Origin of the sequence: Archangium primigenium (genome assembly GCF_016904885.1) — a bacterium.
Taxonomy (GTDB): Bacteria; Myxococcota; Myxococcia; order Myxococcales; family Myxococcaceae; genus Cystobacter; species Cystobacter primigenius.
The window spans coordinates 7,581,550-7,606,959 of record NZ_JADWYI010000001.1 but is presented as its reverse complement, the minus strand read 5'-3'; the positions used below and the strand labels follow the sequence as shown (position 1 = coordinate 7,606,959).

Annotated in this window: 19 protein-coding genes; 11 read left to right on the top strand and 8 right to left on the bottom strand. The window is 70.5% G+C overall.

Features of this window, described 5'->3' with window-relative positions:
- Positions 1 to 100 precede the first annotated feature (100 nt).
- The gene (locus I3V78_RS31235) at positions 101 to 1,651 is read left to right on the top strand and encodes a response regulator (protein ID WP_204493231.1); all 1,551 of its coding nucleotides are present in this window, start codon (positions 101 to 103) and stop codon (positions 1,649 to 1,651) included.
- Positions 1,648 to 3,120 carry a sigma 54-interacting transcriptional regulator gene (locus I3V78_RS31230; RefSeq protein ID WP_204493228.1) on the top strand — a complete coding sequence of 491 codons (1,473 nt, stop codon included), beginning with the start codon at positions 1,648 to 1,650 and terminating at the stop codon, positions 3,118 to 3,120. Before I3V78_RS31235 ends, I3V78_RS31230 begins: the two co-directional genes overlap by 4 nt.
- Positions 3,121 to 3,136: 16 nt before the next feature.
- On the opposite strand, the gene I3V78_RS31225 is transcribed toward I3V78_RS31230, so the two are convergent.
- On the bottom strand, positions 3,137 to 4,468 hold the full coding sequence (locus I3V78_RS31225) for a replication-associated recombination protein A (protein ID WP_204493226.1): 1,332 nt from the start codon (positions 4,466 to 4,468) through the stop codon (positions 3,137 to 3,139).
- Between the two features lie 109 nt (positions 4,469 to 4,577).
- Between I3V78_RS31225 and I3V78_RS31220 the strand changes: the two genes are divergently transcribed.
- Both I3V78_RS31220 and I3V78_RS31215 read left to right on the top strand, forming a co-directional pair.
- A complete protein-coding gene (locus tag I3V78_RS31220) occupies positions 4,578 to 5,423 on the top strand; it encodes an NAD(+)/NADH kinase (RefSeq protein WP_204493223.1) in 846 nt (281 codons plus the stop codon).
- A gap of 10 nt (positions 5,424 to 5,433) precedes the next feature.
- Positions 5,434 to 6,204, top strand: a complete 771-nt coding sequence (locus I3V78_RS31215) for a YdcF family protein (protein ID WP_204493221.1) — start codon at positions 5,434 to 5,436, stop codon at positions 6,202 to 6,204.
- A 10-nt stretch (positions 6,205 to 6,214) separates the two neighbouring features.
- On the opposite strand, the gene I3V78_RS31210 is transcribed toward I3V78_RS31215, so the two are convergent.
- From I3V78_RS31210 to I3V78_RS31190, 5 genes are all read right to left on the bottom strand, one after another.
- Entirely contained in the window at positions 6,215 to 7,852 is a 1,638-nt protein-coding gene (locus I3V78_RS31210) for a bifunctional metallophosphatase/5'-nucleotidase (RefSeq protein ID WP_204493219.1), read from the bottom strand.
- Between the two features lie 174 nt (positions 7,853 to 8,026).
- Positions 8,027 to 8,773 (bottom strand): MBL fold metallo-hydrolase, encoded by a 747-nt coding sequence (locus I3V78_RS31205; RefSeq protein ID WP_204493216.1) that lies wholly within the window; start codon positions 8,771 to 8,773, stop codon positions 8,027 to 8,029.
- Complete coding sequence (gene coaD / locus I3V78_RS31200; RefSeq protein ID WP_204493213.1) at positions 8,770 to 9,288, bottom strand: pantetheine-phosphate adenylyltransferase; 519 nt, start codon at positions 9,286 to 9,288, stop codon at positions 8,770 to 8,772. The genes I3V78_RS31205 and coaD overlap by 4 nt, the downstream gene beginning before the upstream one ends.
- Positions 9,285 to 9,893 carry a TetR/AcrR family transcriptional regulator gene (locus I3V78_RS31195; RefSeq protein ID WP_204493211.1) on the bottom strand — a complete coding sequence of 203 codons (609 nt, stop codon included), beginning with the start codon at positions 9,891 to 9,893 and terminating at the stop codon, positions 9,285 to 9,287. The genes coaD and I3V78_RS31195 overlap by 4 nt, the downstream gene beginning before the upstream one ends.
- 71 nt (positions 9,894 to 9,964) lie before the next feature.
- Entirely contained in the window at positions 9,965 to 10,951 is a 987-nt protein-coding gene (locus tag I3V78_RS31190; RefSeq protein WP_204493208.1) for a 2-hydroxyacid dehydrogenase, read from the bottom strand.
- Between the two features lie 155 nt (positions 10,952 to 11,106).
- On the opposite strand from I3V78_RS31190, the gene I3V78_RS31185 reads away from it, so the two are divergent.
- From I3V78_RS31185 to I3V78_RS31170, 4 genes are all read left to right on the top strand, one after another.
- On the top strand, positions 11,107 to 14,388 hold the full coding sequence (locus I3V78_RS31185) for an SNF2-related protein (protein WP_204493206.1): 3,282 nt from the start codon (positions 11,107 to 11,109) through the stop codon (positions 14,386 to 14,388).
- A 172-nt stretch (positions 14,389 to 14,560) separates the two neighbouring features.
- On the top strand, positions 14,561 to 16,300 hold the full coding sequence (gene recN, locus I3V78_RS31180) for a DNA repair protein RecN (protein ID WP_204493204.1): 1,740 nt from the start codon (positions 14,561 to 14,563) through the stop codon (positions 16,298 to 16,300).
- 94 nt (positions 16,301 to 16,394) lie between these two features.
- Entirely contained in the window at positions 16,395 to 17,156 is a 762-nt protein-coding gene (locus tag I3V78_RS31175; RefSeq protein ID WP_204493201.1) for a Stp1/IreP family PP2C-type Ser/Thr phosphatase, read from the top strand.
- A gap of 278 nt (positions 17,157 to 17,434) precedes the next feature.
- Positions 17,435 to 18,328 carry a M23 family metallopeptidase gene (locus tag I3V78_RS31170; protein ID WP_204496864.1) on the top strand — a complete coding sequence of 298 codons (894 nt, stop codon included), beginning with the start codon at positions 17,435 to 17,437 and terminating at the stop codon, positions 18,326 to 18,328.
- A gap of 63 nt (positions 18,329 to 18,391) precedes the next feature.
- Here the strand turns inward: I3V78_RS31170 and I3V78_RS31165 are convergent, their stop codons facing one another.
- Complete coding sequence (locus tag I3V78_RS31165; RefSeq protein ID WP_204493199.1) at positions 18,392 to 19,081, bottom strand: diguanylate cyclase domain-containing protein; 690 nt, start codon at positions 19,079 to 19,081, stop codon at positions 18,392 to 18,394.
- Positions 19,082 to 19,105: 24 nt separating this feature from the next.
- On the bottom strand, positions 19,106 to 20,287 hold the full coding sequence (gene rlmM, locus I3V78_RS31160) for a 23S rRNA (cytidine(2498)-2'-O)-methyltransferase RlmM (RefSeq protein ID WP_239576790.1): 1,182 nt from the start codon (positions 20,285 to 20,287) through the stop codon (positions 19,106 to 19,108).
- A gap of 174 nt (positions 20,288 to 20,461) precedes the next feature.
- On the opposite strand from rlmM, the gene secA reads away from it, so the two are divergent.
- The 3 genes from secA (at position 20,462) to tsf (ending at position 25,324) form a co-directional block, all read left to right on the top strand.
- On the top strand, positions 20,462 to 23,287 hold the full coding sequence (gene secA / locus I3V78_RS31155) for a preprotein translocase subunit SecA (protein ID WP_204493197.1): 2,826 nt from the start codon (positions 20,462 to 20,464) through the stop codon (positions 23,285 to 23,287).
- A gap of 257 nt (positions 23,288 to 23,544) precedes the next feature.
- Positions 23,545 to 24,513 (top strand): 30S ribosomal protein S2, encoded by a 969-nt coding sequence (gene rpsB, locus I3V78_RS31150; RefSeq protein ID WP_204493195.1) that lies wholly within the window; start codon positions 23,545 to 23,547, stop codon positions 24,511 to 24,513.
- A gap of 157 nt (positions 24,514 to 24,670) precedes the next feature.
- The gene (gene tsf / locus I3V78_RS31145; RefSeq protein ID WP_204493192.1) at positions 24,671 to 25,324 is read left to right on the top strand and encodes a translation elongation factor Ts; all 654 of its coding nucleotides are present in this window, start codon (positions 24,671 to 24,673) and stop codon (positions 25,322 to 25,324) included.
- Positions 25,325 to 25,410 lie beyond the last annotated feature (86 nt).

The window sequence follows — 25,410 nt, the reverse complement described above, 5'->3', positions numbered from 1 at the left end:
GGTTTGCGAGTCGCTGCACGTTGGCAGCGTCATTGCAAACCCTGGGGTCTTCGGACCCAGGACGAGGTATCCACTGGAACTGGCGCAGACACAGGGAGCGGTGCCACGCGGGCGGCTGCTGCTGGTGGACGACGAGGAGTACATCCTGAAGTCGATCCGTCGGGTGCTCCGTCGTGGTGATTGGCAGATCGAGACGGCCTCCGATGCGGAGGAGGGCCTCAAGGCCCTGGAGCGTTTCACGCCCGAGGTGGTCATCTCGGACTTCCGCATGCCGGGCATGAACGGCGTGGAGTTCCTCAGCCGCGTGAAGGCGCAGGTACCCCGCGCCCAGCGCATCATGCTCACGGGACAGGCGGACCAACAGGCCATCGAGGAGGCCATCAACCGCTCGGAGATCTTCCGCTTCATCTCCAAGCCGTGGAACGACAGCCATCTGGTGCTCACGGTCAAGAGCGCCTTCGAGCAGTACGCCCTGCAGGCGGAGAACGAGCGGCTGCTGCGGGTCACCCAGCAGCAGAACGACGAGTTGCGCCGGCTCAACGCGGAGCTGGAGACGCGCGTGGCGCTGCGCACGCACCTCTTGAGCCAGGCCAAGCGTGAGTGGGAGCTGTCGTTCGACTCCATGGACACGCCCCTGGCGGTGGTGCGCCAGGACTACGGGGTGCGCCGCGCCAACCGGGCCTACCTGGAGCTCGCGGGGGACCGGCTCAAGGAGCCCCTGAGCGAGGAGGGCTCCGAGCAGCTGTGTCACAAGCTGCTCTTCGACCGGGATCAGCCCTGCCCCAACTGCCCGCTGCCCGCGGCGGTGGAGCACGCCCGGGGCAGCCGCGCGGAGATCCACGGCCGGGGCCGGGTGTACGCCATGTCCGCCTACCCGCTCACGGGCGAGGGCCGCGCGGTGTGCGCGTACCGGGACATCACGGACGAGCGGGAGATGACCCGCCGGTTCATCGAGACGGAGAAGATGGCGGCGGTGGGTCAGCTCGCCGGCGGCGTGGCGCACGAGATCAACAACCCGCTGGGCGGCATCCTCGCCTTCGCGCAGTTGATGAAGCGCGACGAGGGCCGAGACCCCGCGGACCTGGAGTCCTTGGGGCTCATCGAGGAGAGCGCGCTGCGCTGCAAGCGCATCGTGGAGAGCCTGCTCAAGTTCAGCCGTCACAGTCGGACCGAGGATCGCCGGCCCTTCCAGCTCACCAAGTGCGCGGAGGACTCGGCGGTGCTCTTCGGCGCGCAGCTCAAGTCGTACCCCAAGGTGCGCATGGAGCTGCGGCTCGAGCCCCATCTGCCGGAGCTGTTCGGAGACCCCGGACAATTGTCGCAGGTGATGCTCAACCTCTTGCAGAACGGTCTGCACGCCCTTCCGCCCTCGGGAGGAATGCTGACCTTGGAGACGGGGAGGGAAGAGGACCGATGCTTCTTCCGCGTCGCCGATACGGGCAGTGGCATCGAGGAGCGCTACCTCACGCGCATCTTCGAACCCTCGTTCACCACCAAGCCCCCGGGCCAGGGCACGGGCCTGGGCCTGGCGATCGCCTACCGGATCGTCGAGGACCACGGGGGCATCTTCAAGGTGGACACCCAGATGGGTGAGGGCTCCCGCTTCACCGTGTACATCCCCATTCCCCTGCAGCTCGAGAGGTTGCCGTGAGTCCGTCACCCACCACCCCCGCTCCCAAGCGCGCCAAGGTCCTGGTCGTGGATGACGATCAGATCGTCCTCAAGGCCGTGACGTCCATCCTCACCCGCGAGGGCTATCAGGTCGTCTCCATCGATGACGCGGTGGAGGGGCTGACCGCGGCGAAGGATCCGTCCATCGACGTGGCCGTGCTGGACATCAAGATGCCCAACCTGTCCGGCATGGACCTGTTGCGCGGCATCAAGGCGGCGCGCTCGGACGTGGAGGTCATCATGATGACCGCGTTCGCCACCGTGGAGACGGCGGTGGAGGCGGTCAAGGCCGGCGCGTACGACTACCTCACCAAGCCCTTCGAGAACATCGACGAAGTGAGCATGACGGTGGCCAAGGCCGCCGAGCGCAAGTCCCTGCGCGACAGGGCCCGGGCGCTGGAGGAGGCGCTCAGCGCGCGCAACCAGTTCGAGGACCTGGTGGGCCAGTCCTCGCAGATGCGCGCCGTGTTCAAGCTGGTGGAGACGGTGAGCCACTCCACGGCCACGGTGCTCATCCAGGGCGAGAGCGGCACGGGCAAGGAGCTCGTGGCGCGCGCCATCCACTACCGCAGCGCGCGCAAGGACAAGCCCTTCATCGCGGTGAACTGCTCGGCCCTGACGGACACGCTCCTGGACGCGGAGCTGTTCGGTCACGTGAAGGGCAGCTTCACGGGCGCCACCTACAACAAGAAGGGCTTCTTCGAGGCGGCCGACGGCGGCACCATCTTCCTCGACGAGATCGGCGACGTGCCGCCCGCCACCCAGGTGCGCCTGCTTCGCGTGCTCCAGGAGGGCGAGGTCAAGCGCGTGGGCGCCAACGAGCCGGTGAAGGTGGACGTGCGTGTCATCGCCGCCACGCACGTGGACCTGAGCCGCGCCAAGGAAGAGGGCAAGTTCCGCGAGGATCTCTTCTACCGGCTCAACGTCATCACCATCGACCTGCCGCCCCTGCGCGATCGCCCCGAGGACGTGCCGCTGCTCACGCACCACTTCCTCAAGCTCTACACCGCCAAGGCGGGCAAGCGCGTGACGGGCTTCACGCCCCGCGCCCTGGAGGCCCTCACCTGCAACCGGTGGATGGGCAACGTGCGCGAGCTGGAGAACGTCATCGAGCGCGCCGTGGTGCTCACCTCCAAGGAGGTGCTGGACACGGACGACCTGCCGCCGGGCTTCCAGGAGGCGCCCCAGGCCGGAGCCCAGGTGGAGGTGTTCAGCCTCGCGCACCTGCCCTATGCCCAGGCCAAGCGCCTGGCCATGCGCGCCTTCGAGCGGCGCTACCTCACCGCGCTGCTCGAGAAGCACAACCACAACGTCTCCAGCGCCGCGCGCGCCGCCGGCGTGGATCGCTCCAACTTCCGCCGCCTGCTCAAGCAGTACGAGGTGGCCGGCCGCTCCATGAAGCGCTCCAAGGACGGCGACGACGACGATGCCCTGGACGCGGCCTCCTAGTCCCTAGCCCGCGTCCCTAGCCCTCTTCACCGGGCTCGCGTGGGCGGCCCTCCACCTGACGGCGGATCTCCTCGTAGCGCTCGGCCATCTCCCGCTCGAAGCCGTTGCGCGTGGGGGTGTAGAAGCGGCTGCCCTGGAGCGGCTCGGGCAGGTACTGCTCGGGCACGTAGTTGCCCTCGAAGTTGTGCGGGTACTTGTAGCCCGCGCCGTAGCCGAGGGACTTGGTCAACTTCGTATGGGCGTTGCGCAGGTGGGGCGGCACGGGCAGGGCGCCGCGCTCGGTGACGGCCGCGCGCGCCGCGGCGTAGGCGGTGAGCACGGCGTTGGACTTGGGCGCGAGCGCCAGGTACGTCACCGCCTGGGTGAGGGGCAGGGTGCCCTCGGGCAGGCCCATCAGCTCGAAGGCCCGCAGCGCGTCCACCGCCACGCCCAGCGCCCGCGGGTCCGCGTTGCCCACGTCCTCCGAGGCGAAGATCACCATGCGCCGGAAGATGAAGACCGGATCCTCTCCCGCCTCCAGCATGCGGGTCATCCAGTAGAGCGCCGCGTCCACGTCCGAGCCGCGCATGGATTTGATGAAGGCGCTCACGACGGTGTAGTGCTCCTCGCCCGCCTTGTCGTAGAGCAGCGCCTTGTGCTGCAGGGCCTCCTCGGCCGTGGCCTTGTCCACCCGGGTGCCGCCGTGCGCCGCCGCCGCCTCCAGCGCCGTGAGGGCCTTGCGCGCGTCGCCCCCCGAGGCCTGGACGATGAAGGCGAGCGCCGCGTCGTCCACCGCCACCTTGCCCGCGAGCCCCTTGGGGTCCGCCACCGCCCGGCGCAGGAGCGCCACCAGCTCCTCCTCCTCCAGCCCGCGCAGGGTGATGACCCGCGTGCGCGACAGGAGCGCCGCGTTGAGCTCGAAGGAGGGGTTCTCCGTGGTGGCGCCGATGAGCGTGAGCGTGCCCTTCTCCACGTGGGGCAGGAGCGCGTCCTGCTGGCCCTTGTTGAAGCGGTGGATTTCATCCACGAAGAGCAGGGTGCGCTGGCGGCGCATCTTCCAGCGCTCCTGGGCGCGCGCCACCGTCTCGCGGATTTCCTTCACCCCGGAGAGCACCGCGGACAGGGACTCGAAGGCGGCGCCCGTGGAGTGGGCGATGAGGTGGGCGAGCGTCGTCTTGCCCGTGCCCGGGGGGCCCCAGAGGATGAGCGAGGGCACCTGGTCGTGCTGGATGGCGCGGCGCAGGAAGCGGCCCTCGCCGGTGAGGTGCTCCTGGCCGACGAAGTCCTCCAGCCGGGTGGGGCGCAGGCGCTCGGCGAGCGGGGCCAGGGTGGCCGCGTCCTGGCGGCCGGCATGGTCGAAGAGGTCCATGGAGCTCCTTGGGGCGCTCCCGGAAGGGGGCGCTCGTGTCCAGCGGGCGTCGAAGTGACCATTTCCTCCAGCGCGCGCCGGGCCGGGTGATCTACAACCCCAGCCTATCGTGCAGACCCTGCTACTCGTCGCCAAGAAGGACAAGCCCGAGGCCACGGAGCTGGCCGCCCGCATCCGCGAGCGCTACCCGGCCCTGGAGGTGATGGGCGACCGCTTGCTGGCCCACACCCTCGGCTGGCCGCGGGTGGAGGACCGGGACCTGGCCACCCGGGCGGACCTGGTGGTGGTGCTCGGAGGGGACGGCACCCTCATCCACGCGGCGCGGCTGCTCGGGGGCCACCCCGTGCCCATCCTCGGGGTGAACCTGGGCTCGCTGGGCTTCCTGACGGAGATTCCGGCGGACGGGCTCTTCCCGGCGCTGGAGGAGGTGCTCGCCGGGCGCTTCAAGTCCGAGTCGCGCATGAAGCTCACCTGCCGCCTCATCCGGGGCGACAAGGTGCTGATGCACGACGAGGTGCTCAACGACGTGGTCATCAACAAGGGGGCGCTCGCGCGCGTGGCGGACCACGAGGTGTCCATCGACGGCGTCCCCGTGGCCACGTACAAGGCGGACGGCGTCATCCTCGCCACGCCCACGGGCTCCACGGCCTATTCGCTGTCGGCGGGCGGGCCCATCGTGCACCCCTCGGTGGACTGCACCGTGCTCACCCCCATCTGCTCGCACGCGCTCACGCACCGCTCCACCCTCGTCCCAGCGGACCGCACCATCCGCGTCACCCTGTGCAGCGAGACGGCGGACACCTTCCTCACCCTGGACGGGCAGACGGGCCACGGCCTGCAGTGCGGCGACAGCATCGAGGTGGTGCGCTCGCCCCACCGGGTGCAACTCGTGCGCGATCCGGGCGTGGGCTACTTCTCCATCCTGCGCAAGAAGCTGCACTGGGGCGAGCGCTAGGCCCGCGCCCATGTTCCTCTTCCTCTCCAAGCTGCTGGATCTCCTGCTCGCGCCGCTGTCCTGGGGCCTGCTGCTCTTGGCCGCGGGCGGGCTCGTGCGCCGCGGGCGGGCGCGGCTGGCCACGGGGCTGCAGGTGCTCGGGGGCCTGGTGCTCTACCTGTTCTCCACCGAGCCGGTGGCCAACCTGCTGCAGCGCTGGGTGGAGGCGGACGCGGTGTCCACCTACCAGGAGGGCCGCGTGTACGACGCGGTCATCGTGCTCGGGGGCATGGTGGACGCGGATGCCTCGGAGCGCTCGGGGCTGCCCGAGTACACGCCCGCGGTGGAGCGCGTGCTCCGGGGCTTCGAGCTGCTCCGGAGCGGGCGGGCGGGGTCGGTGCTCTTGTCCGGCGGCACGTTGGACACGCGGCCCGGGGCCCTGGTGGAGGCGGACATCCTCGGGCGGCAGTTGGAGCTGTGGGGCATCGCCCCCGAGCGGATCGTTCGCGAGACGCGCAGCCGCAACACCCGGGAGAACGCGCTGGAGTCCGAGCGGCTCATCCGCGAGCGGGGCTGGACGCGGCTCTTGTTGGTGACGAGCGCGGCGCACCTGCCGCGGGCCCGGGGCACCTTCGAGGCGGTGGGCCTGCACCCGGACACGCTCGCCGTGGACGTGCGCGCGCACGGCTTCTACCCGCACACGGGCTGGTGGCAGCCCCGGGCGTCCAACCTGTCGGCGGGCTCGGACGCGCTGCGCGAGCTGTTCGGCCGCTTCGTCTACCGGCTGCGTGGGTGGGCGTAGCCCCGGCCGCTCAGTGCGAGGCCCGGGCGGGCAGCGTGGGGCAGTCGAGGATGCCGTCGTTGCTCGTGGTGAGGTCCGGCGTGCCCGCGTGCAGCCGCTCGATGCGGCCATCCTTCGTGGCGTCGATGGGCCGCGCGGCGAAGGCCGAGCGCAGCACTTCCTGCGTGGTGGGCCCCTGCTTGGGCTGCAGGCGGTAGTGGGCCCCCTTGAACATGGTGTAGCCGTCGCCGCCGCCCGAGAGGAACGAGTTGGTGGCGAGCGTGTAGGTGCGCCGGGGATCCAGCGGCTCGCCGTTCACGCGCACGTTGAGCACGCGCTCGCCCGGGGGGCGGCACACGTCGAAGGCGTAGGCGATGCCGGACACCTGGGGGAAGCGTCCCGGGCCGGCCTCCTCGGCGCTGCGGCTCACGCCGTTCTCCAGCGCCTGGTGGAGGGTGGCGCCCGTCACCTCGATGCTCACCACCGAGTCGGGGAAGGGGTGGATGGCGAGCACGTCCCGGCGGGTGAGGGGGCCGGGGCGGAGCACCGAGTCCGAGCGGATGGCGCCGCCGTTGATGAGGGCCACCTCGGCGCCGGCCGCCTGGCGGTAGGCGTCCGCGATGAACGAGCCGAGGTTGGTCTCCTGGGTGCGGTTGTTGTCCTCGACGGCGTCGAGCGGCACGTTGGTGCGGCCCACGGGCTCGGACAGCTCGGCCATCATCGTGTCGTAGGGGCGCATGGCGGCGGCGAAAGCCGCGTCCTCGGGGATGTCGGGCGTGACCGGCGTCATGTCGAAGTCCATGCTCTTGAGCTTGCCGCTGCGGGTGCCCACGTGCAGGGTGACCCGGCCGAGCTCGCGCGCCTCGGAGGACATCTTCACGATGGGCGTGCCGTTGCTCACCGCCTGCATCATCACGTGCTCGTGGCCGCCGATGATGAGATCGATGGGCGCGCAGCGCGCGAGCACCTTGTCCTCGGCGACGAACAGGTGGGTCAGCCCGATGATGACCTGGGCGCCCTGGGCCTTCATCTGCGGCACGAGCTCGCGCGCCTTCTGGCAGGTGTCGGTGAAGTACACGTCCGGGCCGGGCTTGGAGCTGTACTTCGTCTTGCCCAGGAGCACGCCGAACAGGCCCACCTTCACGCCGCCCACGTCGCGGATGACGAAGGGGGGCGTGTCGCCGAAGGGCCGGCGCGTCTCCTTGTCCATGACGTTGGCGCCCAGCCACGTGAAGCGCGACTCGCGGATGCGCTGGCGCAGCACGTCCGGCCCGAAGTCGAACTCGTGGTTGCCGAGCACCGCGTAGTCCACGCCCAGCGCGTTCCACGCGTCGATCATCTGCTTGCCCTTGTAGACGGTGGACTCCACCGAGGGCCCCAGCGTGTCGCCGGCCATGAGGAACAGCGTGTTCGGGGACTCGGCGAGCATGCGCTTGCGCAGCGTGGACAGCCGCGCGAGCCCGCCCCGGGCGCCGAAGTCCACCGGCATGAACTGGTACACGTCGTTGACGTGCAGGAGCGTGACCGTGACGGTGGGCTCGTCCTCCTGCGTGACGTCTCCGGCCTCATCGGACGGGGACGTGCGTCCCGTGAAGAGGGCACACCCGCCCAACAACAGGGTGGCGAGCAGCGGGGCGAGGGGGCTCAGGGGGCGGCGCGGAAAGGACATGGGCGATTCGTCGAGGTCACGAATCTTTCACGTCCCGCGCGCCCGTGCACTCCTCCTCGTGCGCTTTCGCGGACGGGGTGGGCGCCCCCGGCTTCCCCTCTCGCCCCCCGGGGTGGCGACGGACCCGTGGCCCCCCGGCGGCCCGCCCGCACCGCGCGTGCTGCCGCGCCGCGTTCAGACTTCGTAACGTCGGCCCTGGACGAGCGGCTCGATGTTGCTCGCCCCGAGGTCGAACGCGTCCGGGTAGTGGATGAGCCGCATCTTCGCCCGGGTGGCCGCGGGCAGGGCGGCGAGCTTCTCGTAGGGCGTGTGCACGCCGTAGTTCGTCTCGTGCACCACCAGGTCCGCCTCGGACAGCCAGTCGATGAGGCCCTCGTCGTAGGCGGTGTCCGCGCTGTGGCCGAGGCAGCGCCCGCCAGCGCGGATGCGCAGGGCCATGGTGGGCACGTGGTGGTAGGTGCGGCGGCACTCGATGGAGAACGGGCCGAAGCGCACGGCCGTCTCGGTGGAGAGCGCCAGGGGCTCGAAGTAGTCGTCGAAGCCGTGGCGCTCGGGCTCGCCACCCGGGGTGCGGATGAGATCTTCCATGCCCGCGGCCAAGTGGCCCTCCCACAGCCGCGCGGTCACCAGGGGGTGGGCGAGCAGCTTGAGCTTCCGCTTGAGCACGAAGAAGGAGAAGTAGCCGAGCCCCTCCACGCCCGAGCTGTGGTCGGCGTGCAGGTGGGTGAGCACGAGCCCCGCCACGCGGTCCACGTCCAGCGGCACGCCGGAGGTGAGGCTGGCCTCGCGCATCATCTTGCGGATGGGGTGGGGGCAGTCCACGAGCAGCACCTGCCCCTCGGCCTCGAGCGCCAGGCACGTGGAGTAGTAGAGGGCGGAGAAGGCATCGCCCACGCCGAGGGTGACGAAGGACAGGCTCATGGGGCGCTCGGGGAGGTGGGAGTCGAGGAGGGCAGGGGAGACGCGAGGTGCTGGCGCAGCCGGGCCACCACCGCGGGCGGACAGAAGTCGGACACGTCCTCGCCGCGCGCCAGCTTCTCCTTGAGGCGGCTGCTGCTCACCTCGGCCAGGTGCGACTCGGCGGGCAGGAAGAGCGTGGACAGCTCGGGGGCGAGCGCCCGGTTGGCCTGGGCGAGGGTCGTCTCGAACTGGGCATCCGTGGCCCCGCGCACCCCGCGCAGGAGCACGCTCGCGCCGATGCGGCGCGCGTACTCCACGATGAGCCCGTCCGTGCTGGCCACGGTGACGTTGGGGTGGTGCGCCACCACCTCGCGCAGCAGCTCCACGCGCTCGGGCGCGGTGAGCAGCGTGCGCTTGTCGGGGTTGTGCGCCACCACCATCACCACGTGGCCGAACAGGCGCGTGGCCTGGCACAGGATGGACAGGTGTCCGGCGGTCACCGGATCGAAGCTGCCGGCGTAGACGGCGATGGTCATGGGACTGCCTCCGATTCTCCCGCCGCGTCGAACAGCCCCGCGGCCATGCGTTTGACGAGGTCCGCCGCGCTGCCGGCGGGAATCAGCTCCGGGGACGCCGCGGCGAGCACGAAGTAGCCCTGGATGGTGGCGAAGAGGCCCGCGGCGACCGCCCGGGCCCGCCGCCGGCCGATGACCGCGCCGACGAGCTCCTCCAACTGGCCCAGGTCCGCGCGCACCACCTGCTGGTAGAGCGCGCGCACCTCGGGCTGGCGCACCGCCTCGGCGCTGATGGTCACCCAGGCGGCCACCGCGTCCGGGTCCGCGTCCTCGCCCGTGGCGAGGAAGGCGTCGATGAACGCCTCCACCCGGGCCCGGGGCCCCGCGCGCGTGCGCTCCAGCCGCGTGCGCAGCCGCTCCACGCTCCTCGCCGCCAACTGCTCCACCAGCGCCAGCAGCACCTCCTGCTTCTGGGTGAAGTGGTAGTGCACCAGCCCCGGACTGAGCCCCGCGGCGCGGGCGATCTCCGCGATGGAGGCCCGCTCGTAGCCGCGCTCGGCCATGACCCGCAGCAGGCCCTGGACGATCTGCCGCCGCCGCTCCTCCGTGTTCGATGGCCGGGCCATCCGGGCTCCTGGGTAGGTTGGTCAAACAACCTATAAACCCGGACCCGGGCGCCGTCAACCAGCGGGGGCGCTCAGGGGAAGAACTCCCGGTTGACGCAGTGCGGGAGGCGGCGGCCCTGCAGGGCGGCCATGAGGTTGTCCACGGCCATGGAGGCCATGCGGCCGCGGGTGGTGTGGCTGGCGCTGGCGATGTGGGGGGCGAGCAGCACGCGCGGCAGGCGCAAGAGGGGGCTGTCCGGGGGCAGGGGCTCCGGGTCGGTCACGTCCAGGGCGGCGCCGCCCAGGTGGCCGCGCTCCAGGGACTCCACGAGCGCGGCCTGGTCCACCACCGGGCCGCGGGCGGTGTTCACCAGCAGGGCGCCGGGCTTCATGGCGGCGAACTCCGCGCGGCCCAGCCAGTGGCGCGTGCCCGCGTTGAGCGGCACGTGCAGGGAGATGAAGTCCGACTCGGTGAGCAGCCGCCCCTTGTCCACGCGCACCACGCCCAGCGCCGCCTCCAGGTCCGGCCGGGCGTGGCGGCTCACGTACAACACCCGCATGCCGAAGCCCCGCGCGCGCCGGGCCACCGCGGCGCCAATGGCCCCCAGCCCCACGAGCCCCAGGGTGGCGCCGTGCAGATCCGTGCCCAGCAGGAGTCCGGGCTCCCAGGTGCGCCAGTGGCCGGCGCGCACGTACGCGTCCGCCTCGGCCACGCGCCGCGCCAGCCCCATGAGCAGCGCGAAGGCGAAGTCCGCCGTCGTCTCCGTGAGCACGCCGGGCGTGTTGCCCACGGGGATGCGCCGGGCGTTGCAGGCCGCCACGTCGATGTTGTCGTGTCCCACCGCCACGTTGCTCACGACCCGCAGGTGGGGCGCCTGGGCGAGCAACTCCTCGTCCACCCGGTCGGTCAGCAGGGTGATGAGCCCATGGGCCTCACGCGCCTCGGCGAGCAGCACGTCCCGGGGCGGGGGCAGGGGATCCGGCCATACACGCAGTGTGACCCGGGCGGCCAGGCGCTCGAGGGCCTCGCCAGGAAGTCGTCGGGTGACGAAGACACGGGGGGGTCGGGTGCGTTCCATCTCGACCCCCCATGCTCGCACAACCCGCGTGGGCGGGGGGAAGTCCCCGAATCATCCGGGGGCCAGCGCTTCGCGCATTTCCCGCGAGGCAAGCGGCCCCGACTGTGTTAATCGAATGGATTCCCCCTGGCCCCGGGGGGAAGGACTGATCGAACGTGCCTTCCATCGCCGACACCCGAGACGCTTCCCCCCCGATTGATGGCCAGTGGCTGAGGGCCCTCAAGACGGAGGTCCAGCCCGCCACCTTCAAGAAGGGCCGTGAGGTCGCGGAATCCCGCCGCGTCTTCGGCCTCAACCGGGACGGAGACCGCATCCGCGCCCAGGTGGCCAGCGGCGCCTCCCCCGAGGTGCGCTACGAGGTCACCCTCGACGTGGGGGATGGCAAGCCCATCTCCAAGTGCACCTGCCGCGCGTGGAACGTGCAGGGTCCGCACTGCGAGCACGTGGTGGCCGCGGCGCTCATCTTCGCCGCCCGGCTGCGCGCCTCGATGAACGCCGCCGCCGCGGCCGCTCCGGTGGCCGCCGCCCCCATGACCGCCGCCTCGCCCGCGCCCACCTTCCCCGAGGACGAGGCGGACGCCCCGGCCGACGAGGGCCCGATGGCCGACGAGGCTCCGCTCGGGGACGCGGTGAGCCTGCCCGCGCTCGCCAAGGTGGAGAGCTGGCTGGGCATGTCCGCCCAGCCGGACTACGAGTTCCTCTACCGCCTCACCCCGTCCAACGCGGGCCCCGGGGGTCGGCACTGGCTCGTGGACGTGCGGCGCCAGGACGCGCAGATGAAGGGCCCGGTGCACATCAAGCGCATGCTCCAGGCGGGCATGCGCTTGGCGGCGGTGGACGAGCGCATCTTCGGCCTCATGGCCAAGCACGAGCAGCGCTACGACTCGCGCATCGTGCTGTCCGACGAGGACCTGTGCGAGGTGCTCGAGTTCCTGCGCCCACGCCGCGTCATCTACCGGGGCACGCCGCTCTTGTTCTCCACCGAGCCCGTGCGCCCTCAAATCCACCTGGAGTCGCGTCAGGACGGGGCCACGGCGCGCCTGGAGCTGCTCATGCCGGATGGCACGAGCCTGCCGCTCAAGGACGCCATCCTGCTCGCGGGCCTGCGCACCTATGTCATCTCCGGCCAGAACCTGCTGCCGGTGGAGCCGGACCTGTCGCCTCGGCTCGTGCGCAAGTGGCTGCTCGAGCCCACCATGGCCTTCCCCGCGGGCCAGCTCGACCGGGTGCTCACGTTCTTCGCCGCGCACCTGCCGCGCTTCCAGATGCAGCTCAAGGCGGACGACATCGACGTGGACGAGTCCGTCGAGCCGCGCTTCCTGCTCACCCTGGAGGGCTCCAGCGAGCGCGTGAAGGTGCAGCTGGCCGCGCGCTACGGGCAGACCACGGTGGCGGTGTCCCCCACGGCCTCGCACCTGGGCTACGCGAGCGGCGTGGGCAGCGAGGGGCGCAAGCTCTACCGGCGCCGCGAGGAGGAGGAGCGCGGCGCGGGCAAGCGCCTGCAGGACCTGGGGCTGCGCTACGATCCGCACACCCACGCCTACGACGCGAGCGGGGACGCGGCCATCGAGTTCTGGGCCCGCGGGCTCGGCTCGCTGCCGGACGCGTGGGAGCGCTTTGGCGTGCAGGCGCCCAAGGTGCGCCTGCGCCCCAAGCTCCGGCCGCGCATCCGCGTGGGCATGAGCGGGGTGAGTTGGTTCGAGCTGGACGCCGAGTTCGTCACCGATGATCAGGCGGTGGACCTGGGCGCGGTGCGCATGTGGCTCGACTCGGGCCGACGCTTCGTGCCGCTCAAGGACGGCACCTACGCCGAGGCGGACCTGGCCGAGCTCAAGCGCGCCGCGGACCTCCTGGAGGAGGCGGGCGCCCTGCCGGGCCGCACCCGCACGCGCCTGCCCCTGCACCAGGCCGTGGCGTTGGACCTGCTCGCGGAGCTGGGCGACTACACCGAGGTGGAGACCAAGGCGCGCAAGGCCATGTCGGAGCTGCGCGACACCAACGGCGTGCCCAAGGTGGCCCTGCCCGAGGGGCTCAACGCCACCCTGCGCCACTACCAGGAGTCGGGCCTCGCGTGGCTGTGGTTCCTGCACCGCCACGGCCTGTCCGGCATCCTCGCGGACGACATGGGTCTGGGCAAGACGATCCAGTCCTTGAGCCTGTTGCGCAAGGTGGCCAACGAGGAGGGCCGCAAGCCCTCGCTCGTGGTGGCGCCCACCAGCGTGCTCGCCAACTGGGAGCGCGAGGCCGAGCGCTTCACGCCGGACCTCAAGGTCGTGGTGTGGCACGGCCAGGACCGCAAGGACCGGGTGGAGGACCTGAAGGGCTCGGACCTGGTGCTGACCTCCTACGCGCTCGTGCGGCGCGACCTGGAGGCGCTCAGCCAGGTGGGCTTCCGCTACATCATTCTGGACGAGGCGCAGAACATCAAGAACGCGGACAGCGCCACGGCGCAGGCCTGCAAGTCGCTGCCGAGCGACACGCGGCTGGCGCTCACGGGCACGCCGCTGGAGAACCGGCTCAGCGAGCTGTGGAGCCTCTTCGACTTCCTCATGCCGGGCTTCCTCGGCAGCGCCGAGGGCTTCAGCGACCGCTTCGAGCAGCCCATCCAGGTGGCCAACGACACCTCGGTGCGTGACCGGCTGCGCCGCCGCATCCAGCCCTTCATCTTGCGTCGGCTCAAGACCGAGGTGGCCAAGGACCTGCCGCCCAAGACGGAGAGCGTGGCGTGGTGCGAGATGGAGCCCGGTCAGGCGGCGCTCTACCGCGAGGTGCTGGAGGAGAGCCGCCGCAAGGTGAACGAGTCCATCGAGAAGATGGGCTTCAAGAGGAGCCGCGTGTCCATCCTCGCCGCGCTCATGCGCCTGCGTCAGGTGTGCTGCGATCCGCGCCTGCTCAAGATGCCGCCCGGCACGCTCCTGCCCTCCAGCGCCAAGCTCGAGCGCTTCGGCCAGCTCGTGGAGGACCTGGTCGCCGAGGGCCACCGCGCGCTCGTCTTCAGCCAGTTCACCGAGATGCTGGAGCTGCTCAAGGGCGAGGCGGATCGCCGGGGCATGGGCTACCTCTACCTGGACGGCCGCACCAAGGACCGCATGGGCAAGGTGGACGAGTTCAACCGTCCGGACGGGCCGCCGCTCTTCTTCATCAGCCTCAAGGCGGGTGGCACCGGCCTCAACCTCACCGCGGCCGACTACGTCATCCACTACGATCCGTGGTGGAACCCCGCCGTGGAGGACCAGGCCACGGACCGTACGCACCGCATCGGCCAGACCCGCGCCGTCATCAGCTACAAGCTCATCACCCGCGGCACGGTGGAGGAGAAGATCCTCAGCCTGCAGAAGCGCAAGAAGGAACTGGCCGCGGGCGTGCTGGGCGCCGACAGCGACTTCGGTAAGATGCTGACCGAGCAGGACCTCGTGGACCTCTTCCACCCCGAGTAGCGCGCCGTCCCCTCCCCAACCCCCTGGAGCCCCAAGTGTCGGGGCTCTTCCTCACCCCGCGTGGGTGCGAGCGAGCGCTCGGGCTTCGGGCCGGAACGCTTGTGCAGTGTCAGAGCCCACTGCTAGGTTGTTCAGCTACAGGGCTGTAGCTGGACTGGCGAGGGAGAGCTCCGTGCTGCTGGGCTTGCGCATTTCGAATGTGGCGGTGATCGAGGAGGTGGAGGTGGCGTTCGGGCCGGGGCTCACCGTGCTCACGGGCGAGACCGGCGCGGGCAAGTCCATCCTGGTGGATTCGCTGGGGCTGCTGCTCGGGGGTCGCGCCGACGCGGACGCCATCCGGGCGGGGTGCGACGAGGCCTCGGTGGAGGGCGTGTTCGAGCGCACCCCCGTCCTGGGCGCGCGCCTGGAGGAGCTGGGCCTGCCGGACCTGGGTGACGAGGTGCTGGTGCGCCGGGTGGTGGGGCGCAGTGGCCGGGCCAAGGCCTACATCAACGGCTCCATGGTGACGGTGGGGGTGCTGGCGCGCTTCATGCGCGGCGCGGTGGACATCGCGGGCCAGCACGAGCACGTGAGCCTCTTCGACGCCGGGCTGCACCGCGTGCTGCTCGACCGGTACGGCCAGCTGGAGTCGCAGCTGTCCACCTATATGTGTGACTACGCGGCCGTGGCCGACGTGATCGAGCGCATGGAGGCGCTGGGCGGGGACGAGAACCGGCTGCGCGAGCGGGCCGAGTTCCTGCGCTTCCAACTGGAGGAGATCACCAAGCTGGACCCCCAGCCCGGGGAGGACACGCGGCTGGATGCCGAGCGCAAGCGGCTGGCGGGCTCGGAGAAGCTCAAGCGGCAAGGCGCCGAGGCGGAACTGCTGCTCGGGGGCGAGGAGTCGAGCGCCGTGGAGACGGTGGGCCGGGCGCTGGGGCTGGTGAACGACGCGGCCCGGACGGACGCCACGCTGGCGCCGGTGGCCCAGTCCCTGGGCGCGGCCCTGTCGGAACTGGAAGAGGCGCAGCGGCGGCTCAACCGGTACGTGGAGGGGCTGGAGTCGGACCCCGCCCGGCTGGGGGAGGTGGAGGACCGGCTGGACGCGCTCAAGCGCCTGTGCCGCAAGCACGTCTGCTCCCTGGACGGCGTGCTGCAGAAGCGCGACGCCCTGGAGACGGAGCTGTCCACCCTGGACAACCGCCAGGAGGTGTTGGAGGAGCTGGCGCGCGAGCGCAAGGCGGTGGAGGACAAGGCGCGCCGCAGTGGCGAGGCCCTGTCCCGGGCGCGCCAGGCCTGCGCGGGCACGTTCGGCACCCAGGTGCGGGAGGGCCTGGGGATGCTGGCCCTGGGCAAGGCGGCCTTCGAGGTGAAGGTGACGCCGGGCACCGCGCTCAAGGCCGAGGGCCTGGACGAGGTGGAGTTCTTCTTCAGCGCCAACCCCGGCGAGCCCGCGCGCTCGCTGGCCAAGGTGGCCTCGGGCGGAGAGGCCTCGCGCCTGCTGCTGGCCCTCAAACGTGCGCTGGCGGACAGTGACGGGTGTGGCTGCTACATCCTGGACGAGGCGGACGCGGGCGTCAGCGGGGCCATCGCGGACGTGGTGGGCCGGATGATCAAGGACGTGAGCACCCACCGTCAGGTGCTGTGCATCACCCACCTGCCCCAGGTGGCGGCCTACTCGGACGCGCACCTGCTCATCCGCAAGGGGCTCAAGGGCGAGCGCACGGTGTCCGAGGTGGTGGCCCTGGAGGCAGGGGCCGAGCGCACCCAGGAACTGGCGCGGATGATGTCGGGCGTGGAGGTGTCCCGCGAGGCGCTCAGCGCGGCCGAGGCCCTGGTCCGTTCGGCCTCGCGGGCCTCGACCAACCCCCGGACACGGCGGGAACCCACCCCGGAGGGGGGGGCCCGGGGCCGTTTGCGCCGCAGCGCGTAGCGAACAGCATGCAACGGCTCCTTGCTTCCGCCACGAGCGCTCACATAGCATTCGGCCCGTGTCCAGAACCGCAGGGCAGACCTCGGCACCCCGCATGAAGGTCGTCTCGGCCGGCCTCACGGATGTGGGGCGTAAGCGCAACCATAACGAAGACAGCTTCCTCATCGACGACGAGCTCCAGCTCTACGTCGTGGCGGATGGTATGGGTGGTCATGCCGGGGGCGGTACCGCCTCGCGCATCGCCGTCGAGACCATCGACAAGGAGCTCCGTCGGGCGCGTGAGGGCCGGGACAACCCGTTCGTCACGTGCCCCAACCTGCAGGACTCGCTCCTGCCAGACGCCTTGCGCATGGCGGTGGAGCGGGCGTGCCTCGCCATCTTCACCACCGCGCAGGAGGACCCGCGCCTGTCCGGCATGGGCACCACGGTCATCTCGCTCGTCGTGCGAGACAACCACGCGTTCTTCGCGCACGTGGGTGACAGCCGGGCCTATCTGGTGCGCGGGCCCCTCATCCAGCAGGTCTCCGAGGACCACTCCCTGGTCAACGAGCAGATCAAGGCCGGGATGATCACCCCCGAGGAGGCCAAGCACTCGCGCTACAAGAACATCATCACGCGCTCGGTGGGCTTCGAGGAGGAAGTCCAGGTCGACGTGATGGGCGTGGTGGCCGAGCCGGGGGATGTCTTCCTGCTGTGCTCGGACGGCCTGGCCAACATGGTGGAGGATCGCGAACTGCACGAGGTCGTGCAGGGCGCCCCCTCGCTGGCGGAGGTGCCCCAGCGCCTCATCGACCTGGCCAACGAGCGGGGCGGTGATGACAACATCACCGCCATCGTCGTGCAGATGTCGACTTGAGGGCGGCCCTTCCGGGCGGACGACTGGAATCGTTTCACGAGGCTGTAAGTGGAACGGCTCCAGTGTGTCTCCTGGCTTGACACCCCGAGAAGGGGGGTGCTAGCTGCCCCAAGCATTCCCATGCGCCCTTCGGGGGGCATGGCCGAGGATGGACCGGGTGGCGGCGCGGGTGGGTGGTGGAGGAGCGGGTGGCGATGGCCCCCCCTTGGTCCGCCCGCCGAGTGGCGGGTCGCACACAGGAGCAGGCATTGGCGAAGGCGAAAAAGTCCTACACCCTGATGGTGATCGCGGACCACAACGCACCGGTCCGGCGCTTCAACATCTCGAAGATGCTCATGCTGCAGGTGGGCGCGGGGGTGTTCCTGCTGGCCGGTCTGGCGCTGGGTGCTTCCCTGCATTACTTCCAGGTGGCCCGGGACGCGGCGGAAAACCGCATCCTGCGCGAGGAGAACCTGACGCTGCGCACGCAGCTCAAGTCCGTGCGCGAGCGCATCGAGCACATCGGCTCCACGTTGGATCGCGTGGAGCGCTTCGACCAGAAGCTGCGCGCCATCACCCTCTTGTCCGACCCACAGCGCAACCTGGCCATGGGCCCGGTGGAGCGCGAGCCCGGGGTGGGCGCGCCGGTGGCGGAGACGCAGTTCACCGAGCTGAGCACGCTCGAGTCGCCCAAGGCGCTGCCGGGCAAGCTGGACCGGCTGAGCGCCGAGGCCACGCGCCAGGAGCAGAGCCTGCAGGAGCTGCAGGCCTACTTCCAGGATCAGAAGTCGCTCCTGGCCTCCACGCCGTCCGTGTGGCCCACGCGTGGCTGGGTGACGAGTGACTTCGGCCAGCGGCTCGACCCCTACACCGCGGAGCGGGTGGGGCACTCGGGCATGGACATCGCGGCGCCGCACGGCAAGGAAGTCAGCGCGCCGTCGGATGGCACGGTGGTGTTCTCGGGGCTCGAGGGCGGCTACGGCAACGTGATCGTCATCGACCACGGCTACGGCATCAAGACGCGCTTTGGCCACCTGTCCAAGCTGCTGGTGAAGGCGGGCGACCGGGTGAAGCGCGGCGCGCTCATCGCCAACGTGGGCAACACGGGCCGCTCCACGGGTCCGCACCTGCACTACGAAGTGCGCGTCAACGGCATCCCGCAGAACCCGCGCAAGTTCATCCTCGAGGAGTAGGCCCGCGCGCCGGGCCGTCGTACGAGGGGGCGGACCGAGAGGTCTCGCCCCCTTCGTCGTTTCTCAGGACGCGTCGCGCTCGGGCACGAAGCCGCCGAGCGGCAGCCGTCGCTCCTGGAGCCCCGGGGCCTGTCCGCGCTCGGCGAGGGTATAGGCGCGCATGAGCTCGCCCCAGACGAGGGGCCCGAGCACCTGCCAGTGGGTGGGCTGCTCGAGGGTGAGCGCCAGCCGCGCGAGCGTGAAGCCGGGCACCTCGGCGCCCTCGGGCAGGCTCGCGCGGACGTCCTGGGCGAGCCGGGCGCGCACGGTGTCCTCCGCGACGTCCTCGATGCGCAGGCCCGTGGAGGGCACCAGGAGCAGCGCGAAGTTGTCCCCCTGCAGGCGCACCACCGGGGCGCCCGGCCCCTGGGCCTGGAGCGAGGCCACCACGGCGCGCAGGAAGGCGTCGCCCACGGGGAAGCCGTGCCGGGCATTGACGTGGATCATCCCCTTCACGTCCACGACGAGCGCGCCCACGCTCCACCCCTCGTGGTGGGCGTGGGTGGACAGGTCGAACTCCGCCTGAAGCAGCGCGCCCTGGGTGAGGGCGCGGAAGGACAGGGCGCCGGTGGCATCCGGCACGCCCCGGCGGGCGTGCTCCTCGAGGAGCAGGCGTTGGACGGCGTCGCGGACGGGGTCCGCCGCGTGGCGCACGGCGCGCGGGTCGAGCGCCACCAGCGCGGAGGCGAGGGCTTCATCGAGGGCGTAGGGCATGGGCGTTTCCTTCCGGGGCGCGGCTCACAGGGTGCGGTGGGCGGTGACGGTGACCTCGTCCCGGTCGTGGTAGAGCTGGCGCATGGTGAGCCCCTGCCAGCCCCCGTCCTCGATGAGGACGTGGCGCACGCGCAGGAGCATGGGGTTCTTGTCCTTCATGGGCAGCTTGATGTTGGCCACCAGGTGGCTGGCCCAGCCCCGGCGGCCCCACTTGGCGAGCAGCTGCGCGACCTCGAGGGGCCGCCACGCCATGTCACAGCACAGCCAGTCCACGGGCTCCTCGGGGGTATAGGCGAAGGCGCTCTCCTGGACATGCTCCACGCGGGGCTGCTGGAGCAGCTCGGGCATCAGCTTGGCGGGGTCCACGGCGATGACCCGGGCGCCTCGGGCCACCAGCCGCTGCGTCCACCCGCCGGGGGCGGCGCCCAGGTCCACGCACACCTCGCCGCGGCCGGGCTCGTAGGGCAGGTTGACGAGCGCCTCCTCCAGCTTCATGGCCGCGCGCGAGGGCGAGTCGGTGGGCCGACGCATGCGCTGCCGGCCGCCCGGGGACAGGGACAGCGCCTCGCGCGCGTGCACCTCGCCCACGATGATGCCTCCGGGCGCCACGCACAGCTCCACGAGCGTGGCCCCGGCCTCCCGCGCGCGCCAGGTCTCCTCGAGGAGCCGCTCCGCGGGCAGGCGGGCGCGCACCGCCTCGAGCAGCGCGTCCGCGTCGTCGGCGAGCCGGTTGCCCGCGGGGCTGTCCGGGGTGAACGACTGGAGGACGAGCGTCCCCTTGGGAAGGGCCGAGAGGACGCGGGCCGTGATGGCCTCGGCGCTCTGCTCCAGGGTCTGCGTCGAGGAGGGCAGGGTGGCGAGCACGCGGATGCCGGTCCGCGCGAAGACGGGCGGCTCCTCGGGGCGCTCGGCGCTCTCCACGAGCACCTCGCCCAGCATCCGGGGGGAGGCTCCCGCCCACGCCAGTTCCTCGAAGAGATGGGCCTCGAAGCCCGCCCGGCAGGTCCACAGCCACCGGCCGGGTTGGGCGGGGAGCATCGCCGGGGGCGGCGTGGGGGCCTTGACGCGGGCGGGAGTGGCGGGGGCCTTGGGCGGCGCGGCCGGGGCCGGGGCGCTCTTGGGGCCCCGGCCCGGGGGCGAGCCCTTCTGGGGCCGGGAGGGGGGACGTCGGGGAGGGCGGCGGTCGTCTTTTCGGCGAGAGGGCATTGCGTGGTCTCGGTTCCGATTTACTGTGTCGTGCCGCTCGCGCGGCGGCCAATCAGGTGGAATGACGCGGGAGAAACGCATGGTTTCCTTCCTGCATCCCACCTACACTCCAGGGATTTCCTTTCCACTCGCCACGTCCCATCGCGGATCCTCCGGCGAGAGAGCCACAATCGCATGATCGAATGGACGCTGAAGAAGATCATCGGGACGAAGAATGAGCGTGAGCTCAAGAAGGCGATCCCGAAGGTAGGCCGCATCAACGAGCTGGAAAGCAAGATGCGGGCCCTCAAGGACGAGGATTTCCCCGCCGCCACCGCCCGCATGAAGCAGGAGGTGCAGAACGGCCGTCCGCTGGACGAGCTGCTGTTCGACTCGTTCGCCCTCGTGCGCGAGGCCGCCCGCCGGGTGATCGGCCAGCGGCACTACGACGTGCAGATGATTGGCGGCATGTTCCTGCACCAGGGCTGCATCGCGGAGATGCGCACGGGCGAGGGCAAGACGCTCACCGCCACGCTGCCCAGCTACCTCAACGCCCTGTCGGGCCGCGGCGTGCACGTGGTGACGGTGAACGACTACCTGGCCCGGCGTGACGCCGAGCACATGGGGCGCGTGCACCACTTCCTGGGCATGACGACGGGCTGCATCCTGCACGAGCTCAACGACCGGCAGCGACAGGAGTCCTACCGGGCGGACATCACCTACGGGCAGAACAACGAGTTCGGCTTCGACTACCTGCGCGACAACATGAAGTTCCGCCTGCAGGACTACGTCCAGCGCGAGCTGAACTTCGCCATCGTGGACGAGGTGGACTCCATCCTCATCGACGAGGCGCGCACCCCGCTCATCATCTCCGGCCCCACGGACGACACCACCGACAAGTACTACAACGTCGACAAGGTCATCCCCGGCCTGGTGCCCGACCAGGACTACATCCTGGATGAGAAGCACAAGTCGGTGTCGCTCACGGACGCGGGCATCGAGAAGGTGCAGAAGCGGCTGAGCATCGGCAACCTCTACGATCCGGGCGAGATCGAGACGCTGCACCACGTGGACCAGGCGCTGCGCGCCCACACCCTCTACCGCCGCGACCGCGACTACGTGGTGCGCGACGGCGAGGTGATGATCGTCGACGAGTTCACCGGCCGCCTCATGCCCGGCCGCCGCTGGTCGGATGGCCTGCACCAGGCCGTCGAGGCCAAGGAAGGCGTGAACATCGAGAACGAGAACCAGACGCTGGCGACCATCTCGTTCCAGAACTACTTCCGCATGTACTCCAAGCTCTCGGGCATGACCGGCACCGCCGACACCGAGGCCGAGGAGTTCGCGAAGATCTACAACCTCGAGGTCCGCGTGGTGCCGACCAACCGGCCCATGATCCGCGACGACTTGGAGGACGTGGTCTACAAGACCGAGCGCGAGAAGTTCGAGGCGGTGTGCAAGGACCTCGAGGACTTCCACAAGAAGGGCCAGCCGGTGCTGGTGGGCACGGTGTCCATCGCCAAGAGCGAGGTGGTGGCCAGCTTCCTCAAGAAGCGGGGCATTCCCCACAACGTGCTCAACGCCAAGCAGCACGAGCGCGAGGCGGACATCATCGCGCAGGCGGGCCGCAAGGGCGCCATCACCATCTCCACGAACATGGCGGGCCGCGGCACGGACATCCTCCTGGGTGGCAACCCCGAGGTGATGGCCAAGAACGAGGTGGGTCCCGAGCCCCAGCCGCCGCCTCCGCCCACGGACGGCCAGCCGCTGGATCTCACGGCCTTCCAGGCGGAGCTCGCCGCGCACAAGGCGCGCTTCACCGAGGTGCTCGCCAAGTACAAGGCGCAGACGGCCAAGGAGCGCGAGGAAGTGGTGGCCGCCGGCGGTCTGTGCATCGTGGGCACCGAGCGCCACGAGTCGCGCCGCATCGACAACCAGCTGCGTGGCCGCGCCGGCCGCCAGGGTGACCCGGGCACCAGCCGCTTCTACCTGTCGCTCGAGGACGACCTCATGCGCATCTTCGGCTCCGAGCGCATCTCGGGGCTCATGGAGCGCCTGGGCATGGAGGAGGGCGAGGTCATCGAGCACACCTGGCTCAGCCGCGCCATCGAGGGCGCCCAGCGGCGCGTCGAGGGACACAACTTCGACATCCGCAAGAACCTGCTCGAGTACGACGACGTGATGAACCAGCAGCGGCGCACCATCTACAAGCTGCGCCGCAAGGTGCTGGCCGCCGGCGCCGGCATCCCGCTCGTGGAGTACGACGAGGACAAGAAGACGCGCGTCAAGCTGCGCACCGAGCAGACCGTGTCGTGGGCCGACTACAAGGAGATGATCCTCGACGCCGTCGAGGACGTCATCGTGGCGCTCACGGACACCTACTGCGCCACCAACAACCCCAACACGTGGGACCTGGAGGCGCTCGCGCGCGGCGTGAAGGAGACGTTCAACCTCGAGCTGTCGTTCGCGGGCACGGGCAACCGGGAGGACCTGCAGAACGAGATCTACAAGGCCGCCGAGAAGGTCATCCAGGCGCGCGAGGAGGAGTTCGGCGAGGAGTTCCTGCGCTTCCTCCAGGTGCGCTACCTGGTCTCCATCGACACCCTGTGGAAGGACCACCTGCTGGCCATGGATCACCTGCGCCAGGGCATCGGCCTGCGTGGCTACGGCCAGAAGGATCCCAAGCAGGAGTACAAGAAGGAGGGCTACGCGGGCTTCATGCAGATGCTCGGCGCCATCAGCTCGCAGTTCGTCAGCCAGATGATGCGCGTGCAGGCGCGCGCGGCCGCCGCCGCCGCCGAGGAGACCGCCCGGCTCGCCCGGCAGATGGCGCAGCGCCAGCGTCAGATGCAGGAGGGCCGCGCGGACGCCGAGGGCAAGCTGGCCGAGCCGGTCGCCCCCCGCGCCGCCACCCCGGCCGCGGATCCGAGCGCTCCCCGGGTCGGCCGCAACGATCCCTGCCCCTGCGGCAGCGGCAAGAAGTACAAGAAGTGCCACGGCGCCGCCGAGGCCAGCGTCTAGGTCCGTGCGCCCCGGAGGGCCCCAACCCCGGAATTCCGGTGTGGGGCCCTCCATGCATACCCCGTTCCCAGATGTCGTGAAGCTTGCGCCGTCGGGAAGGGTTTTGTTAGAGAAGCCGCGCCCGCCGCCAGCCCCTGGGCGGTGGCGGGCAGGTCGTTGAAGTCCACACCCACTACACACACGCGCGTGCCGGCGCTCGGTGCTCCCCCCGGGAGCCAACCGCCGGATTCACCTCGCCCGTGGAGGAAGAAACCGAGATGGAAACCCAAGACACGCAGCAGCAGGCCATGGCCGCCTCCAGCGGCATCACGATGCGGCAGCTGCTGGAGGCCGGTGTTCACTTCGGCCACCAGACCAAGCGCTGGAACCCGAAGATGAAGCCCTACATCTTCGGCGCCCGCAACGGCATCTACATCATCGACCTGCAGAAGACGGTCAACCTGGCCCGCTCGGCCTTCCGCTTCGTGTCGGATCTGACGGCGCGCGGTGGCTCGGTGCTCTTCGTGGGCACCAAGAAGCAGGCCCAGGACGTCATCCAGGAGGAGGCGCGCCGCGCCGGTCAGTTCTTCGTCACCAGCCGCTGGCTGGGTGGCACGCTGACCAACTTCAAGACGATCAAGCAGGGCATCGATCGCCTCAAGACCCTGGAGAAGATGGCCGAGGACGGCACCTTCGAGCGCCTGCCCAAGAAGGAAGTGGCCACGCTGGAGCGTGAGCGCGAGAAGCTCGAGAAGAACCTGGGCGGCGTGAAGGAGATGTCCAAGCTGCCCAAGTGCCTCTTCGTGGTCGACCCGAAGAAGGAGCACATCGCCGTGCACGAGGCCAACCGCCTCGGCATCCCGGTCATCGGCGTGGTGGACACCAACTGCGATCCGGACGGCATCGACTTCGTCATCCCGGGCAACGACGACGCCATCCGCTCCATCAAGCTCTTCACCTCCAAGGTGGCCGAGAGCTGCATCGAGGGTGGTGCCCGCTACCGCGCCAGCGGCGCGGCGGACCGGGACGAGGAGGAGGCCCGTGACGACCGGCGTGACCGCGACGACCGCGGTGGCGACCGCCGTGGCCCCCGCCGCAACGACCGGGGCGGTGATCGCCGCGGTGGCGACCGCAACGACCGCGGTGGTGACCGCCGTGGCCCGCTCGTGGAGATGAAGGGCGCGGCCCCGGCCGCCGCCTCGGGTGAGGCCCCCTCCGCCGACGGCGAGGGCACCTCCGCCGAGTAATGCCGCCGCGCCTCCTTCCGGGGAGGCGCGAGACGTGGGCCGGGCGGCGCGTGTCGCCGTCCGGCCTTTCTGTTTTCCAGCCGTCGCCGTAACCCCCCCTCACATGCCCCTCCTGGCGCCTCGGGCGCGGAGCGGGCCCCCGAACTAGGAGACGAACATGGCCGAGGTCAGCGCCACGATGGTGAAGGAGCTCCGCGAGAAGACCGGCGCGGGTTTGATGGACTGCAAGAAGGCGCTGGCCGAGTCGGCCGGGGACTTCGTCAAGGCCGAGGAGTGGCTGCGCAAGAAGCTCGGCTCCAAGCTGGCCGGCAAGTCCGGTCGCGTGGCCGCCGAGGGTCTGGTGGGCACCTACGTGCACGGCGGCCGCATCGGCGTGCTCGTGGAGGTCAACTGCGAGACCGACTTCGTCGCTCGCAACGAGGACTTCCAGGACCTGGTGAAGGAGGTGGCCATGCACATCGCCGCCGCCAACCCCCGCTACGTGTCGCGCGAGGAAGTGCCCGCCGAGGCGCTGGAGAAGGAGAAGGACGTTCTCCGGGGCCAGCTCAAGGAGCAGGGCAAGCCCGAGGCCATGTGGGACAAGATCCTCGTGGGCAAGGTGGAGAAGTACTACGAGACCGTATGCCTCGTGGACCAGCTCTGGGTGAAGGACGACAAGAAGAAGGTCAGCGAGATGATCACCGACCGCGCGGGCAAGATCGGCGAGAAGGTCTCCGTGCGCCGCTTCGCCCGCTTCGAGGTGGGTGAGGGCATCGAGAAGAAGAAGGAAGACCTGGCCGCCGAAGTGGCCAAGACGCTGGGCCAGGCTTAGTCGCCTCCCGCCGTCCGCCGTGTCTTCGCGGCTCTTCTGCCGTACCTCATGGGGCCGCGCGAGGGTCTCCCGGGAAACCGGGGCCC